Annotated in this window: 16 protein-coding genes; 5 read left to right on the forward strand and 11 right to left on the reverse strand. The window is 65.3% G+C overall.

Annotated elements, in window-relative coordinates:
* Positions 1-214 precede the first annotated feature (214 nt).
* Positions 215-706: a PaaI family thioesterase gene (locus tag GOOTI_RS08060; protein WP_007238079.1), complete on the forward strand. Its 492-nt coding sequence runs from the start codon at positions 215-217 to the stop codon at positions 704-706.
* Positions 707-743: 37 nt separating this feature from the next.
* On the opposite strand, the gene GOOTI_RS08065 is transcribed toward GOOTI_RS08060, so the two are convergent.
* Both GOOTI_RS08065 and GOOTI_RS08070 read right to left on the reverse strand, forming a co-directional pair.
* Positions 744-1,556, reverse strand: a complete 813-nt coding sequence (locus tag GOOTI_RS08065; protein ID WP_007238080.1) for a tyrosine-protein phosphatase — start codon at positions 1,554-1,556, stop codon at positions 744-746.
* Positions 1,557-1,647: 91 nt separating this feature from the next.
* The gene (locus GOOTI_RS08070; protein WP_007238081.1) at positions 1,648-2,784 is read right to left on the reverse strand and encodes a DUF4331 family protein; all 1,137 of its coding nucleotides are present in this window, start codon (positions 2,782-2,784) and stop codon (positions 1,648-1,650) included.
* Between the two features lie 162 nt (positions 2,785-2,946).
* Here GOOTI_RS08070 and GOOTI_RS08075 point away from each other — a divergent pair, with 162 nt between their 5' ends.
* A complete protein-coding gene (locus GOOTI_RS08075; protein WP_007238082.1) occupies positions 2,947-3,699 on the forward strand; it encodes an esterase/lipase family protein in 753 nt (250 codons plus the stop codon).
* A gap of 6 nt (positions 3,700-3,705) precedes the next feature.
* Here the strand turns inward: GOOTI_RS08075 and GOOTI_RS08080 are convergent, their stop codons facing one another.
* From GOOTI_RS08080 to GOOTI_RS08120, 9 genes are all read right to left on the reverse strand, one after another.
* Positions 3,706-4,221, reverse strand: coding sequence for a hypothetical protein (locus tag GOOTI_RS08080; protein ID WP_007238083.1), 516 nt, complete (start codon positions 4,219-4,221; stop codon positions 3,706-3,708).
* A 149-nt stretch (positions 4,222-4,370) separates the two neighbouring features.
* On the reverse strand, positions 4,371-5,048 hold the full coding sequence (locus GOOTI_RS08085) for a DsbA family oxidoreductase (protein WP_039993764.1): 678 nt from the start codon (positions 5,046-5,048) through the stop codon (positions 4,371-4,373).
* 48 nt (positions 5,049-5,096) lie between these two features.
* On the reverse strand, positions 5,097-5,507 hold the full coding sequence (locus GOOTI_RS08090; protein WP_007238085.1) for a hypothetical protein: 411 nt from the start codon (positions 5,505-5,507) through the stop codon (positions 5,097-5,099).
* 203 nt (positions 5,508-5,710) lie between these two features.
* A complete protein-coding gene (gene groL, locus GOOTI_RS08095) occupies positions 5,711-7,336 on the reverse strand; it encodes a chaperonin GroEL (RefSeq protein ID WP_007238086.1) in 1,626 nt (541 codons plus the stop codon).
* Positions 7,337-7,517: 181 nt separating this feature from the next.
* Positions 7,518-8,714 (reverse strand): alkaline phosphatase family protein, encoded by a 1,197-nt coding sequence (locus tag GOOTI_RS08100; protein ID WP_007238087.1) that lies wholly within the window; start codon positions 8,712-8,714, stop codon positions 7,518-7,520.
* Positions 8,711-9,367, reverse strand: a complete 657-nt coding sequence (locus GOOTI_RS08105; protein ID WP_007238088.1) for a GntR family transcriptional regulator — start codon at positions 9,365-9,367, stop codon at positions 8,711-8,713. Before GOOTI_RS08105 ends, GOOTI_RS08100 begins: the two co-directional genes overlap by 4 nt.
* A gap of 13 nt (positions 9,368-9,380) precedes the next feature.
* Positions 9,381-10,424: an isopenicillin N synthase family dioxygenase gene (locus GOOTI_RS08110; RefSeq protein WP_007238089.1), complete on the reverse strand. Its 1,044-nt coding sequence runs from the start codon at positions 10,422-10,424 to the stop codon at positions 9,381-9,383.
* Between the two features lie 32 nt (positions 10,425-10,456).
* Positions 10,457-11,377: an ABC transporter permease gene (locus GOOTI_RS08115; protein ID WP_227922284.1), complete on the reverse strand. Its 921-nt coding sequence runs from the start codon at positions 11,375-11,377 to the stop codon at positions 10,457-10,459.
* Positions 11,377-12,153, reverse strand: a complete 777-nt coding sequence (locus tag GOOTI_RS08120; protein ID WP_007238091.1) for an ABC transporter ATP-binding protein — start codon at positions 12,151-12,153, stop codon at positions 11,377-11,379. Before GOOTI_RS08120 ends, GOOTI_RS08115 begins: the two co-directional genes overlap by 1 nt.
* 330 nt (positions 12,154-12,483) lie before the next feature.
* Here GOOTI_RS08120 and GOOTI_RS08125 point away from each other — a divergent pair, with 330 nt between their 5' ends.
* From GOOTI_RS08125 to GOOTI_RS08135, 3 genes are all read left to right on the forward strand, one after another.
* The gene (locus tag GOOTI_RS08125; protein WP_007238092.1) at positions 12,484-13,683 is read left to right on the forward strand and encodes a hypothetical protein; all 1,200 of its coding nucleotides are present in this window, start codon (positions 12,484-12,486) and stop codon (positions 13,681-13,683) included.
* A 245-nt stretch (positions 13,684-13,928) separates the two neighbouring features.
* Positions 13,929-14,564 carry a DUF4178 domain-containing protein gene (locus GOOTI_RS08130; protein WP_007238093.1) on the forward strand — a complete coding sequence of 212 codons (636 nt, stop codon included), beginning with the start codon at positions 13,929-13,931 and terminating at the stop codon, positions 14,562-14,564.
* On the forward strand, positions 14,561-15,088 hold the full coding sequence (locus GOOTI_RS08135) for a DUF2617 family protein (protein WP_007238094.1): 528 nt from the start codon (positions 14,561-14,563) through the stop codon (positions 15,086-15,088). The genes GOOTI_RS08130 and GOOTI_RS08135 overlap by 4 nt, the downstream gene beginning before the upstream one ends.
* Positions 15,089-15,095 lie beyond the last annotated feature (7 nt).

Here is a 15,095-nt window from a genome sequence, read left to right on the forward strand (position 1 = left end):
CGATCATCCGATCCCGTGTACCGAGCTCGACCTCGCGCGCTGTCGTCGAGTCGCGTTCGAACGACATCGTTGATCACACCTTCTGTCTTGACGTCACATCCACCATCGACACACACCCAGCACTCGACACCATCCCCTCCGTCGGAGCGGCCTCGCCGAGCCATGACTATGTTGGTCTTCATAATCTTCGTGTTCTATGCAAGGATACATAGTCATGGAGTCATCCACCGCACATTCCGCCGCAACAGCCGACACCTCTGAGTCGCCGCGTGATCCCACGACGATGTCGGGATTGGAACTTCTGCGCGCCTGGGCCGACAATCCCGACGACGGACGCCCGAGCATCGGACGGCTCCTCGGAATGCGCCCGGTCCGGGTCGACGAGGGTTCGGTCAGCTTCTCGGTGGCTCCGCAACCCGATTTCGCCAACCCGCTCGGAACCGTCCACGGCGGCATCTGCGCGACGCTTCTCGACTCCGTGATGGGGTGCGCCGTCCACACCACCCTGCCCGCAGGAGTCGGCTACACGACGCTGGAGTTGAAGGTCAACTACATCCGTGCCGTACAGACGAACGACGCCGAACTGACAGGTGTCGGAGAGATCATCCACCTCGGCGGCAGGACCGCCACTGCCGAGGGCAAGGTGTTCTCTGCCGACGGCAGGCTGGTCGCGCACGGCAGCACCACCTGCATCGTTTTTCGCTGAACGACACACCGTTTCGACGCTCCGGGCGTCGCCACCGTCAGTTGGCGACGAGATAGGTCTCACGGAGTGCGTCGAGAGCGGCGGCGTCCAATCCGAGCCCAGTGACGAAGTACCCCTCGATGTCCGAGTATTTCTCCCGGACTTCGTCGAGCGCAGTGTCGAGATAGCCGGCGTCGACACCGAGGACCGGCAGCAACACGTCGGGATCGCCCCCCGCGGCGGCGAACTCGTCGAAGATCGGCTTGAGCGCCGGCACGAGTCGTTCGTTGGTCAGCAGATAGTCGTGATAGACGTCATCTTCATCGACGCCGAGCAACGTCAGCAACGACGCCGCCGCCCAGCCGGTGCGATCCTTACCAGTGGTGCAGTGGAAGAGCGCGGGCCCCTGGTGCTCTCCCAGGAGTCCCCGGTAATAGGCGCCATACGCCTCCTTGGCGCTCGGTAGCGACACCATCCCGCGATAGGTGGACGCGATAGCGTCCCTGGCCTTGCCGCCCGAGAGTTCCTGCGAGGCCATCCGCACGGTCTCCGGGTCGGAGAAGAATTGCGCGAGATTGGCCGGGATCGCGGTCTCCGCGTCGGCGAGCACGTCGAGATGGACGTCGGCAACCTCCGGCAGCGCCGGGTCGGGAAGCGCCGTCCGTTCCGCCTCCGAGCGGAGATCGTAGATCGTGCGCACGCCGAGTTTTTCGAACGACGGCAGATCCGCCGTCGCCATCGAACGGAAATCCGTCGACCGGAAGAGGCGGCCGGACACGACCAGTTTGCCGTCATATCCGCGGTAACCGCCGAGATCGCGCAGGTTGGGGAGGCTGACTACAGGACTCGGTGCACCGGGCTCAGTGGGCATGGGGCCAGTGTTCCAGAACTCTTGCCGCCCTCGCCGCGCAACGTCACCCAGACGCTCCTCCTCCCCGACAGGCCGCCCACCTGGTGGCCACTCAGTGGTGACCGGGCGCCTCGGGAGGATTCGTGTTCGCGGGAGCGAGATAGGGAAAGGTCCGGCTCGCGAGTTTCGTCGGGACATCGACGTGATCGCTGATCCGAGGCCCCTTCGCCGCATTCACCAGGTAGGTGTACAGGGTGTCCATGCAGTCGTCATTCAGCGAGCGGCCACCCATGGTCTCATGCGGCCGACCCTCGCGGGCGGCGCGCTCGATCTCGAGAAATGTGTTGTCACCGAACGGTTTCCACGGATCTACGATCATGTGGTCGGCGAGCATCATCGCCGCCAGCGGGTGATTCCCCTGTGCGTCGAGCGGCCAGTCGACGCTGCCGTCGAGGCCATCCCAGTAGGAGAGGTTGGCGTTGAGGCGCGCATGGTAGGCACCGAGGTAGTCGGGACCGAGGTCGAATGCATCCTCGGCGTTGAACAGGTCGCGGATCTCCAGGTCTCGGTTGACCGCGTCGTAATTCTTCATCCCGAGGATCGCATTCTCGAACTCGGGCCGCCCGAAGTGTTCCCAACGGACTGGGATCTTGCCGTCGATGACGCTCTCCCCCACCACGGCCACCGACCCCTGTCCACCCAGCAGTGACTCCAGGTCGACCTCGACGACGATACTCATCACGTTCTTGCCGTCGCCGAGGATCGTTCCGGGATCGGTGAACGCGAGCGTTCCCGTCGAAGTCGTCTTGACCAGTGCCGCGGCGTCGCTGAAGAAGGGATCCCACCGGGGGCCGCCAAAAGCGCGCAACCCGTCGACCGCACCACCGGCCTCGTCGTCGACGTCGAATGTGACGGTCCGGACCGATCGGCCGCCGACCGATGCCGTACAGCTTCCGGTCTGTGCGCCACCCGCCTCGTCGACTTCGGTGAAGGTGCAGTCGATCGTGATCTCGGCGTCGACGTCCGCCACCGCGAACAGTGCCGGTTCGCCGGTGGCGACCGTGATCGGTCGGATGCGGAAGCGGTAGATCAGCGCGTCCGAGAATCGGCCGTCGGGCGGTGTCCACGGCACGAGATTGAGAACGAGACCGAGTCGGCCCAGCGACTGCGGGACCGTGAACGCATACATGTCGGTGATGTCGGCTTCGGGTAGTTGATGGGCGCGTGGCCCCGAATTGTGGTGTGACATACGGGTTCCCCTCACCGGGCCGTTGATCGGCCTTCCGGGGCAACGGTACCCAGGGTTGTCGGCCCGAGTCGTCCGAACGGAATCGGTCCGAGGGATCGGCACCCCGGGAAACACCCTCCACCTCAAGATAGGTGAGGCTAAGCAAAGGGCTATCATCCGCTCATGAGAATCCTGCGCCGCCTCACCGCGATCGTCGCTTTCGCCGTCGCCGCCACCGTCGTCGCACATCCGACACCGAACGCGCACGCCGCACCCGGCGCCGAGCGCGGCACACTGCTCATCGTTCCCGGTCAGTCGTTCGGCGCGCTGCCCTACACCCCGATGGCCGACGCCCTGCGCGCGGACGGCTACCGCGTGCGCGTACTCGATCTCCAGGGAACCCGGCTGCGCTCGGACGCCCGCGCGATCGGACGTGCCGTCGACGCCGAGAAGAAGACGCGTCCGACGACGCCCGTCTCGCTCGTCGGACACAGCGTCGGCGGTGTGACCACGCGCTACTACGTGAAGAAGCTCGGCGGAACGTCGAAGGTGACCAACGTGATCGCCATCGGGACACCCGAGTACGGATCCCCCGGCGCCTGCAACCAACCCGGCACCGACGGTCAACTGTGCCCCGGCAGCGCTTTTCTGCGCGACCTCAACGCAGGCGACGACACCCCCGGCCCGACGAAGTACTACCGCATCCGCAGCGCCTACGAGTGGGTGACCGGCGACCTCGACGGCGGACAGTGCCGGGTCACACCGTTGCGCGCGTTCGTCGCGCCGACCGGTTACACCGAGCACACCGCCGAGGCGGTCAACCCCGACGTCTTCCGCGCGGTCTCGCGAGCCGCCGCCGGGCATTGCGACGGCGAGTTCGTCGACCAGCCCGACGGGCAGCTCACCGCGAAGAACTCACTACGCCCGCAACGCTGATCCGCTTCAGCGGGGGCAATTGACGGTGTAGTCCCACACCGTGCCGCTCTCCGGGCCGGTGACCTTGACCGTCACGTAGTTGGCGATGCCGGGAGGAACGTCGACCACGACACTGCCCTTACCCTTGTTGATCCGGTCCCCGACGTAACCGGTGCTACGAATCAGCCGACCCTGGTAGTACACGTCGATCTTGTCGGGCTGGATACGGGTGTCGTACGCGAGCGTGAACGACGTCGGTCCGGTGCGTCCGAGGATGTGCTTGGTCTCGGTCACGCCCTGGCCGCCGGACTTCGTCGATTGATTGCACTGCTGGATCTTCGGCGAACCGCCCCCGAGGCTACCGAGACCGAGTTGTTCGAGGACCTCCGGCGGAACCACCTTCAGCAGGTCGTCGGCAGAGCCCGAGTCGACGCTGCTCCCCGTCGAGGGGTCAGCGGCGGATACGCCGGGCACGCTCAGCGCGCCTGCGGCGGTGGCCAGTCCAATGATCACAGCGAGACGTCGAAATCCGTTGGCGGACATGAAACCCCTTCGGTGGAGAGTTGATGTCCACCCACGGTAAAGACCCGCAGCGTCGAGCCGTGTCACCCGAAGGTACGAAAGTGCGCCAAAGTGATTCGATCGGACTACATGGCGAATTGCCGTGTGGGGCCGGTGATCCTGCGAAGTCGTCAGGCCTGCGCGCGCTCGGCGCTTACCTGTCTGATGGCCTGGGCGAGCACCTCGGGCGGTTGAGCACCCGATACCCCGTACTTGCCGTCGATGACGAAGAACGGCACACCGGTGATGCCGTAGGCGGCAGCCTGCGCGAGATCGGCGTCCACCGCGTCGGCGTAGGTACCCGCACGCAACGCGTCTTCGACGGCGTCGCGGTCGAGACCGATCTCTGCCGCGAGGTCGGCGAGTTCGGTGACGCCACCGACGTACTTGCCTTCGGTGAAGTGCGCGGCGAAGAGTCGCTCGGCCATATCAGACTGCCGGCCAACGCTTTTCGCATAGTGCAGTAGCTCGTGCGCCTTGCGCGTATTGGCGTGGCGAGCGATATCGAAGTCGTAGTGCAAGCCGGCGTCGGCGGCCACCCCGGTGACGTGAGCGAACATCTGTCGCACCTGGTCGGCCGGCATCCCCTTGCTCTGCACGAGGAAGTCGATCTCGGGGGCGTTGGTGTCGGCAGGCGTGTCAGGCGCGAGGAGATAGCTGTGGAAATCCACGGTGACAGCTTCGGAGCCGGGGCGGGCGTCGCGGGGGTCGTCGTCGACGAGCGCGAGTGCGGCGTCGAGGTTGCGTTTGCCGATGTAGCACCATGGGCACGCGATGTCGGACCAGACGTCGATGGAAAGAGGACTCATGTCAGGTGCAACGTGCGGGCGTCGCCTCGGCATTCCGCCGCGCGATGCTCATGGGGTGGGAACGACCGCCAGATGAGCCCCGATGACGACGAGCCCTATCTGGATCAGACCGGCACACAGCGGAATCCAGAACATGGGCCACCGACGGACGGCCATGACCACCAGCGCGACGGTGGAACACAGGAACAGCACGACCGCCCCACCGTCGGTGACGAGGTAGGCGCGGGTGACACCGGAGGTGTCGCAGGGCGAACCGGAAGAGCAGACATCGGTCGCCATCGCGAAGAAGAGGCTGAACCAGACAGAAACGAATGCAACGAACAGATAAATGCACCCCAACACTGCAGTGAGCACGATGTCGACGGTGGACCGTTCACGCGGGCGGACCGGCTGCCAGATGTCGGGATCGGGATATGGATAGAACGATGGGCCGCGCTGCGGCTGCGGTGGCACGTACATGAACGCGACGATAGCCGTGGCGCGGGGCGTCGAGGACCGCGAAACTACTCACATTGCGGCGTTGAAACCCGCACGGTCGACGGCAGGAGACGCACAGTCGACGGCAGGAGACGCACGATCGACGCAGAAGGCCGAAGGCCGGCCATCCTTGCGGATGACCGGCCTTCGGGTGCTTCGAGAAACTGCTCGACAAGCGGGAGGGATCAGAATCCCATTCCACCCATCTCGTCGGCGCCGGGCATGGCCGGGGCCGGGTTCTTCTCGGGCTTGTCGGCGACGACGGCCTCGGTGGTGAGGAACAGGGCCGCGATCGACGCTGCGTTCTGCAGGGCCGAGCGGGTGACCTTCACCGGGTCGTTGATGCCTGCGGCGAGCAGATCCTCGTAGGTGCCGGTGGCGGCGTTGAGGCCGGTGCCCAGCGGCGAGTTGAGGATCTTGTCGGCGACAACACCGGGCTCGAGGCCCGCGTTGACGGCGATCTGCTTGGCCGGAGCCGACAGCGCGACGCGCACGATGTTGGTACCGGTCGCCTCGTCGCCCTCGAGGGTCAGCGAGTCGATGGCAGGCTCGGACTGCAGGAGTGCAACGCCACCACCGGCGACGATGCCCTCTTCGACGGCAGCCTTCGCGTTGCGGACGGCGTCCTCGATGCGGTGCTTGCGCTCCTTGAGCTCGACCTCGGTGGCCGCGCCCGCCTTGATGACTGCAACGCCGCCGGCCAGCTTGGCCAGACGCTCCTGCAGCTTCTCACGGTCGTAGTCGGAGTCGCTGTTCTCGATCTCGGTACGGATCTGCGACACGCGTCCGGCGATGGCGTCTGCGTCGCCCGCACCGTCGACGATGGTGGTCTCGTCCTTGGTGACGACGACCTTGCGAGCCTGGCCGAGCTGCTCGAGACCGGCGCCCTCCAGCGAGAGGCCGACCTCTTCGCTGATGACCTCGCCACCGGTGAGGATGGCGATGTCGGCGAGCATGGCCTTGCGGCGGTCACCGAAGCCGGGAGCCTTGACGGCAACCGACTTGAAGGTGCCACGGATCTTGTTGACCACCAGGGTCGAGAGGGCTTCGCCCTCGACGTCCTCGGCGATGATCAGCAGCGGCTTGCCCGACTGGATGACCTTCTCCAGCAGCGGCAGCAGGTCCTTGACGGTCGAGACCTTGCCCGAGACGAGCAGGATGTACGGGTCGTCGAGGACGGCTTCCTGGCGCTCCGGGTCGGTCACGAAGTAACCCGAGATGTAGCCCTTGTCGAAGCGCATGCCCTCGGTGAGCTCGAGCTGGAGTCCGAAGGTGTTGGACTCCTCGACGGTGATGACGCCTTCCTTGCCAACCTTGTCCATCGCCTCGGCGATGAGCTCGCCGATCGAGGGGTCGCCTGCCGAGATACCAGCGGTCGCAGCGATCTGCTCCTTGGTCTCGACCTCCTTGGCGCTCTTCAGCAGCGACTCGGTGACTGCGTCGACAGCCTGCTCGATGCCGCGCTTGAGGCCCATCGGGTTTGCGCCTGCAGCGACGTTGCGCAGGCCCTCACGCACGAGTGCCTGAGCCAGAACGGTTGCGGTGGTGGTGCCGTCGCCCGCGACGTCGTCGGTCTTCTTGGCGACCTCCTTGACGAGCTCGGCACCGATCTTCTCGTAGGGGTCCTCGAGCTCGATCTCCTTGGCGATGGACACACCATCGTTGGTGATCGTGGGGGCGCCCCACTTCTTTTCCAGAACGACGTTGCGGCCCTTGGGGCCCAACGTCACCTTGACTGCGTCGGCGAGGGTGTTGAGACCCCGCTCGAGGCCGCGACGGGCCTCTTCATCGAACGCGATTTGCTTGGCCATGGGTAAGTGATCCTCCGATAGGGGGTGACACTAGGTTTCTATGGCCGGACTCGGTGCCCGCGACGGACGACCGGTGTGTCATTCGGTACCGATCTCACCGTCCCGACCTAGCACTCACGATCCGTGAGTGCCAAGGTCCGTTTTAGCACTCGACCCGGGTGAGTGCAAGGTCGAGGGCGAGTCAATGCGCCGTAACCAGCAACGGCACCAACAGTTCGTCCGCGGTCCATCCGCCGTGGTGGCCGACCATGCGTGACTCCCCCGGCTCGGCGCCCGGACGAGTGAGGATCGTGCGGTCGCGTGCAACCACAACGAGGTCGCCGATGCGTGCCGCGGCCGCGCTACGCGTGCGCGGTCCGTACCAGCATTCGGCGAGCACCTGCTCTCGCGGCGCGACCAGCGCGTCGTCGCCGAGCAACTCCCGCCAGGTGTCCGCGACGTCGTTGACGGCGCCGTCGGCCGCGTAGACGTGTCGTACCCGCGCCTCACCCGCGATGCGGGCCACGCCGGCCTCCAGCGACGGCTCCGCATCGAGGTCGACGACATTTCCGGCCTCGAGCATGCCGTGATCGCCGGTCACGACGAGCGCGACGTCGGAGGGAAGGTCGGTGAGAATGTCGGCGACGAAGGCGTCGACGCTGCGCAGCGCAGCGCACCAGGGGTCCGAACCCGGCCCGTACATGTGGCCGGCGGTGTCGAGATCAGAGAGGTATGCGTAGACGAAGCGCGGCCATTGCGAGCGTGGCAGCGACCGGGTCAGCGCGGTGGTGATACCCGCACGGATCTCGGCAGGGGTCTTGGCGGGCAGGTGTCTGCCGGCGTTCCCGGACGAGACGGTGGTGAAACCGGTGTCCTTGAATTCGCCCGGCATGACCTCGAACACCCGCACCCCGGATCGTTCGAGCATCGAGAGCACACCCTCACCACCGGGGCCCACCGCGCTCGGCGGATAGACGTCGTAGGCCGACGGGCCGTCGGCGCTGTCCAAGGTCCAGCGCAGGATGTTGAGTGTGCGCGCGGGACCGTGCCGCCGCGCCGCGGCGTCGGGAACGAAGCTGTAGCCGATGATCCCGTGCTCGCCCGCGGGTTCGCCGCGCATCAGACTGGTGATCGACGTTGCCGTCGTCGTCGGGAAGCCTGCGCGCAGTACCGGTCCGCGCAGTGCGGCCAGCGTGGGCGCGAGGTGCGCGTGCGCGTCGAGTTGCCGATCGCCGAGGCCGTCGACGAGCAGCAGCACGGTCGAAGCGGCGTCGAGTTCGGGGAGAGTGCCCGACACCCTGCCCACGTCGACGCCCAGCGCGCGCCCGATCCACGGCAGGAGGTCGGCGAGTGTGTCGGGATGCTCACGCCATCGGCTCGGCGGCAGTTCTGTTATCACGACCGCAGCAGCCGCACCAGCACACCCGCGGCGTGCGCCCGGGCCGCAGCCTGCGCCCCCTCGGCGTCACCCGCCTCGAGGGCCGCGACGAGCCGCCGATGTTCGGTCACCGACAGACGCCTGTTCACATCGTGGCCCCACATGTCGGAGCGGTACAGGTGCGACTGTGTGTCGAGTTTCAGCAATGCGTCGCACAGTGGTTTGTTGCCCGACAGCGATCGCACCGCGGTGTGGAATTCCAGGTCGAGTTGGGCGTCGCGCTTGTGGTCGGCGGGGCCCGTGAGTAGATCCTCCTGCGCACGGATGCGCTTCCAGAGGTCGTCGATGTCGGCGTACGTGAGGCGTTCGACGGCCTGGCGGGCAGCCAGACCGTCGAGCACCTCACGGACCTCGAAGACGTGTCGGAGGCTGTCCTCGTCGAGCACCGCCACCTTCGCGCCGACGCGCGGCGTGTACTCGGCGAGTCCTTCGACGACGAGTTGCTGCACAGCCTCGCGGACCGGGCTCCGCGACACCTCGAGTCGCGCGGCGAGACCCGGCACGCTCAATGGGGTACCCGGCGCCATCTGGCCTGCGAAGATCTCGTCGCGCAGCCGGCGCACGACCGACTGTGTAAGCAATGCACCCTCGCCACCTGCAACCGTCACGGTCATCGAGCGTAATGCCCTACCGGCCCGAATGCGCCGAGGTCAGTCGCTGAGCCTCGCGCTGCGCATCCTTGGGTGCGATGCCCTGCTTCATGCCTGCGAGCTTGGCGTTGATGTTGTCGGCGATGGTGATCGGTGGGTAGCCGGGCTGGTCGGTCCGCGAGCAACCGGGAAGCGTCTCGATGACAGCGTCGTGATTGCCGTCGAAGAAGAAGGCCGCCGAGCGACGTCTGATGATGCGTCCGTCGACGACCGGCGGGTCGACGCGATGGATGGTCGAGCGCCACCGGTCGTTGGTCCACCGTGCCATCGCGTCGCCGAGATTCACGATCAGCGCACCATCGGCGGGTTGCACGTCGTGCCACACACCCTCATGGTCGAGCACCTGAAGCCCCGGGACCTGGTCGGCCCACAGCACGGTCACGATACCGAAGTCGGTGTGCGGCCCCATCCCGGTGAGTTCCCCGGCGAGCTCGATCTCACCTTCGGGCAGGGTGTAATTGTTCATCTTGAGTGCATCGATGGAGTGATCGGTCATCGTGTCGAAGTAGTTGGCAGCGAGACCGAGCCCTTCTGCGAAGGCGCGCAACAACACTCGCGACACCCCTCGCGCTGCGGCGAACCACTCCTCGACGGCTGGCCGGAAGGTCGCCACCGTATCGTCGGGCCACGTGTTGTCGGGATAGCTCGGTTCGGGAAGGCCGTCGGCCGCATACCACGAGCGCTCGGACCCGACGGTGAACGCCTCGTAGAAGTCGTTCATCTGATTGGCAGCTGCCACACCGAGACTCATGCTCAACGATTCGCTCTTGGGCGGACTGTAGCCCCGGTTCTCGCCGGGACGGGTGTAGTTCTTCTTGACCTCGAGCGGCAACTCGTAGAAGGCGTCGAGTGCGCCGGTGAGCCCGTCGATCACGCGCTGATCGATACCGTGTCCGACGATCTGCATGAAGCCGACGTTCGTCGCGGCCTCGTCGAGTTGTCGGGCGACCTCGGCACGTTCGTCGGACGTACCCTCCGGATTCACGTACGCGGAGATGTCGATGATGGGAACGCTGAACATGTTTCGACTCTTCTCTGGTGTGGGGCAGTAGGTCAGCGACGACGCGCGACTACCGAGTTGAGGACGCTGAACACCGCGAAGACGGCGATGCCGAACAACGAGGCGAGGACGATCGCGCCGATGAGATCGTCGGACTGCAGTCGTGCGCGATACACATCGAGCAGGGTTCCGATGCCCGGCTCGCCCTTGGCGAAGAACATGTCGCCGATGATCGCACCGACCACGACGAGCCCCGATGCCGTGCGGAACCCGGTCATCATTGCCGGAAGTGCCGCGGGGAACTCCAGTTTGGTCAGTCGCTGTATGCGGGATGCTTTCGACAGGGTGAACAATTCGTGCATGCCGCGGTCGACGGAGGTGAGTCCGAAGTGTGTGTTGGCGATGATCGGGAAGATCGCGATGATGACGCACACGATGGTCCGCGCGACCATGCCGTAGCCGAACCACAGGCCGATCAGCGGGACGATCGCGAGTACCGGAATGACTTGCAGCACAACAGCCCAGGGATAGATGGCTCGTTCCATCAACGAGCCACGACTCATCAACACGCCCACCGCGACGCCGATCAGCGCGGCGAACACGAATCCGACGAGGCTCACCTTCGCGGTCACCCACAGTGCATCGAGCATCGGGTTGACGTGGGCTTTGTCGAGCAGCGAATTGGTGAGCACCTCATGCGGCGGAGGCAGCAGAAACCTTCGCTGCGGACTCAGGATCACCATGCTGACCAGATACCAGAGGCCGATCGCCACGGCCAGTGACACCGCGGGCGGCACGACCATGCGCAGCACACGCCGCAGTCGGGATCTCGCCGACGACCGGTTCGTGCCCGGCGTCGACCCTCCTCCGGTCGGCGGGACCGTCGACGGGCGGGCGGCCGACGTCCCGGCCGCGGAAGCGCCGACAGCCTTCGACGTCGAATTCTTTGTCGTTACAGTCGATGTGATGGTCATCAGACACCTCGGAGGGTTTCGGAGATCGTGGCGACATACGACGTGAAGGTCGGATCGAAGCGCACTTCTGGCTGGCGGGGATAGGGCAGGTCGATTCGGATGTCGGCGGCAATACGCCCCGGGCGCGCCGACATCACGATCACGCGGTTGGCTAGGAATACCGCCTCCGACATCGAGTGGGTGATGAACAGTGCGGTGAATCCGCGATCGCCGTAGAGACGCAGCAACTCTGCCTGCATGTCGAGGCGGGTCATCTCGTCGAGAGCTCCGAACGGTTCATCGAGGAGCATGACTTCCGGCTCCTTGGTGAGCATGCGCGCCAACGACACTCGCATCTTCATGCCACCCGACAGGGTGCGCGGGAGTTGCTTCTCGAAGCCGGTGAGCCCGACCGCATCGATGGCGGTCTGCGCCCGTTCGCGACGCACCGACCGCGAGTCTCCGGCGAGCTCTGCGCACAGTTCGACGTTGGCCTGCACCGATCGCCACGGCAGCAGTGTGGGTTCCTGGAAGATCACTCCGACCGAGTCGGTGGCGAGGGCGACGCTTCCTGTCGTCGGTGCTTCGAGTCCCGCGGCCATTCGCAGGAGGGTCGACTTGCCACAGCCGGACGGCCCGACGATCGCGACGAAGTCGCCGCGAGCGATGTCGAGGTCGACATCGGCCAGGGCGACGGTGCCGGAGTCGAACTGCTTCGAAACGCCCGACGCCGAGATCATCACACCTTTGGTGAGATGCCTGGCGTCTGCGTCATTGACGGTGTCGATCAGGTTCATGGGTGTATCCATCGGAGCCGGGGCATCTGGGAGTGCCTACATGTAGAGGTGGACGGTATTTCGTATTTAGATTCTTGTTTACATGTATTGCGCTGAGGTGTCGCTGCGTAAACAGTGTGTGACATACCAGCGTCGCGACGGCCGGTTTTGACTGATCAATACAGTAATAGACGCATGTCAGAAGTGTTTTTGACTACTCCTGCGGTTGTTTACGACTTACATGCAGACAACTCGCGCTCTCGCGTCGCAGCCCCTACATTTACATGTAATCCAGTCCACCCGGCCGACGCCGTCGGCTTTCGTTCACCGATTCCCAAGCAGGAGATCACCATGTCCCCACGTCCGTCATCACGTGTCTCGTCGACTCGTCGCACGCTGTCCGTGCGCGCCGCCGTCGTCGCTGCGACCGCATCTGCATGCGTCGCAGCCCTCGCAGGCTGTACCGATTCGAGTTCGACCTCGCAGTCGGCGACCTCACTCCCGCCGGCACCCGCCGAGTTCAACCTGGCGTCGGTGTGCCCGAAAGACGTTGTGGTTCAGCTCCAGTGGCAGCCGCAGTCCGACATGGCCGGCGTGATCGGATTGATGGGTCCCGGTTACAGCGTCGACGCCAACCAGAAGTCGGCCACCGGCCCACTCGTCTACGACGGCAAGGACACCGGAGTCGACATCACCCTGCGTGCAGGCGGTCCCGCCATCGGTTTCCAGTCCGTGCCGTCAGCGATGTACGCCGACGACAGCATCGACCTCGGGCTCGTCCACGGCGACCAACTCGTCTCCGCAGCGGCCAAGCAGCGAGTCGTCGCACTCACACCGCTGCTGCAGTACAACCCGTCGATCCTGATGTGGGATCCCAAGACGCATCCGGAATGGAAGACGATCGCCGACATCGGGAAGTCGAACGCGACCGTTCTCGTGTCCAAGGAGCAGGTGTTCCCGCAGTGGTTGGTCGCCAAGGGGCTGATCAAGCAGAGCCAGCTCGACACCGGATACGACGGCGCACCTGCGAGGTTCGTCGGCGACCCGTCCATCGCGCAGCAGGGCTTCGCCAACTCCGAGCCGTACACCTACGAGCACGAGACCCCGTCGTGGAACAAGCCCGTCGCCTACGCCATGGTGCGCGACGCAGGCTACGACGTGTATGCGTCGAACGTCAGTGTCCGGCCGGACAAGCAGGAGAAACTGGCACCGTGCCTGCAGAAGCTGGTCCCGATGATCCAGCAGACCGGCAAGAACTACGTGAACTCCCCGGATGCCATCAACAAGACGATCACCGACTGGGTGTCGCAGGACGTGTCGTTCACTCCCTACAGCGCGGGCGAGGCCTCCTACTCGGCGACGATCCTCAAGGACAAGGGCGTCATCGGACCCGACACCGCGGGCGTCTGGGGCGGATACGACATGACCAAGGCACAGACGTCCATCGACGAGCTCATCCCTGTGCTGAACAAGTCGGGCTCGGATCTGCCCGGACAGATCCCGGCGACCGAGATCTATTCGACGCAGTTCATCGACACCAAGATCCGCTGAGTCGCGGGAGGATCTGAGCCCGGCAGCGGGAAGTGTTTCGGGAGGCGCGGAGAGACAACTCGATCCGCGCCTCACCGATCCCGATGTCGCGCGCCACGTGGCGGCGATCCACGCGCCGCGGCCGGCACCGGTGATGTGAAACGACCGGATGACCTGGGTTCGCAGTGATCGGTCGCGGGTGGCGTCATTCGGTACGCCGACAGTGCTGACATGTCCGGAATGACCCACCCACTATCCTCTGAGCAATGGAATTCCTGCTGATCATCGTCATCGCTTTGCTGGCGATCATCGTCGTCGTGCTCGTCTTCAACGTCTTGAGTAAACGCAAGCGCGAGCAAGCCGAGCGGGAGGCGCTGTACTCACGGACCTACCAGCCACGCGATCCCTTCTCCTCTGCCGACGACGACGCCGTGCGCGGTGATCCGCGCCAACTCAAGCCCGGCGACCTCATCGAGATCCGGGGAGAGACGTTTGCGGTGCGCGGCACGCTGCGCTTGTCGCAGGACGGCTTCTCGTGGGCCGAGAACTTCCTCGACACCGGACTCGGCCGCAAGGTCTGGATCTCCGTGGAAGACGATCCCGACCTCGAGGTGGTCGTGTGGCAGGAACTCACCGGGGTGACGGTGGCGCCCGGACCCGCCTACGTTGACCTCGAGGGCCGAAGGTTCGTCAATGACGAGGCCGGAAGCGCCCAGTTCACGTCTTTCGGGACAACCGGGCTCGCCCAGGTCGGCCGGATGCGCTACCACGATTACGAGGCGGGCAACGACCGATTGTCATTCGAGGACTACGGCAGCGGCTGGGAGTGCGCGCGCGGCGAGGTGCTCTCGCATTCGGAGTACCGCATCTACCCGTCGAACCCCGGCCCGGAGCAGCGGTGAGCCCGTTCACCGACCTCGCTGTCGCGTTCACCGACTCGCGGGCGGGCGAGCTCGGATTCTCGCTGACCGCAGACCAGCGGGAGGCGCTGGCGACCGCCGACCACACTGTCGGCTCGCTGACGTTCTCGATCCGACTACTCGGTGCCAGCCACCAGGTCGTGGTGCACGACGACACCCATGAACTCTGTGAGACAGTCGCCTGCCTTCCCGACATCACCTCGGCACTGCCGGATAGTTTCCAGACCGACGGCTACGTCTTCTCGTCGCGGGTCATCGAGTGCACACCGGGAGCGATGGCCGACATGCTCGGGCAGATCGAGACGGAGATCGAAAGTCACGCGAACGCCGGGCTCCCCGCGCTGCTCGGCCGATTCCCCGGCAGCGCACTCGCGGTGACCGCGGTGACCGGCGATTTCGACGACGACGCGCTCACCTGGCGCACATGGCACACCTATCCGCAGGCTGGTGAAGTGGTCATCACCTCGAGCCGACTCGATCGCGGCGCATTGGCGGTGCTGTCGTGACCTACCC

Source organism: Gordonia otitidis NBRC 100426, from assembly GCF_000248075.1.
GTDB classification, from domain to species: domain Bacteria; phylum Actinomycetota; class Actinomycetes; order Mycobacteriales; family Mycobacteriaceae; genus Gordonia; species Gordonia otitidis.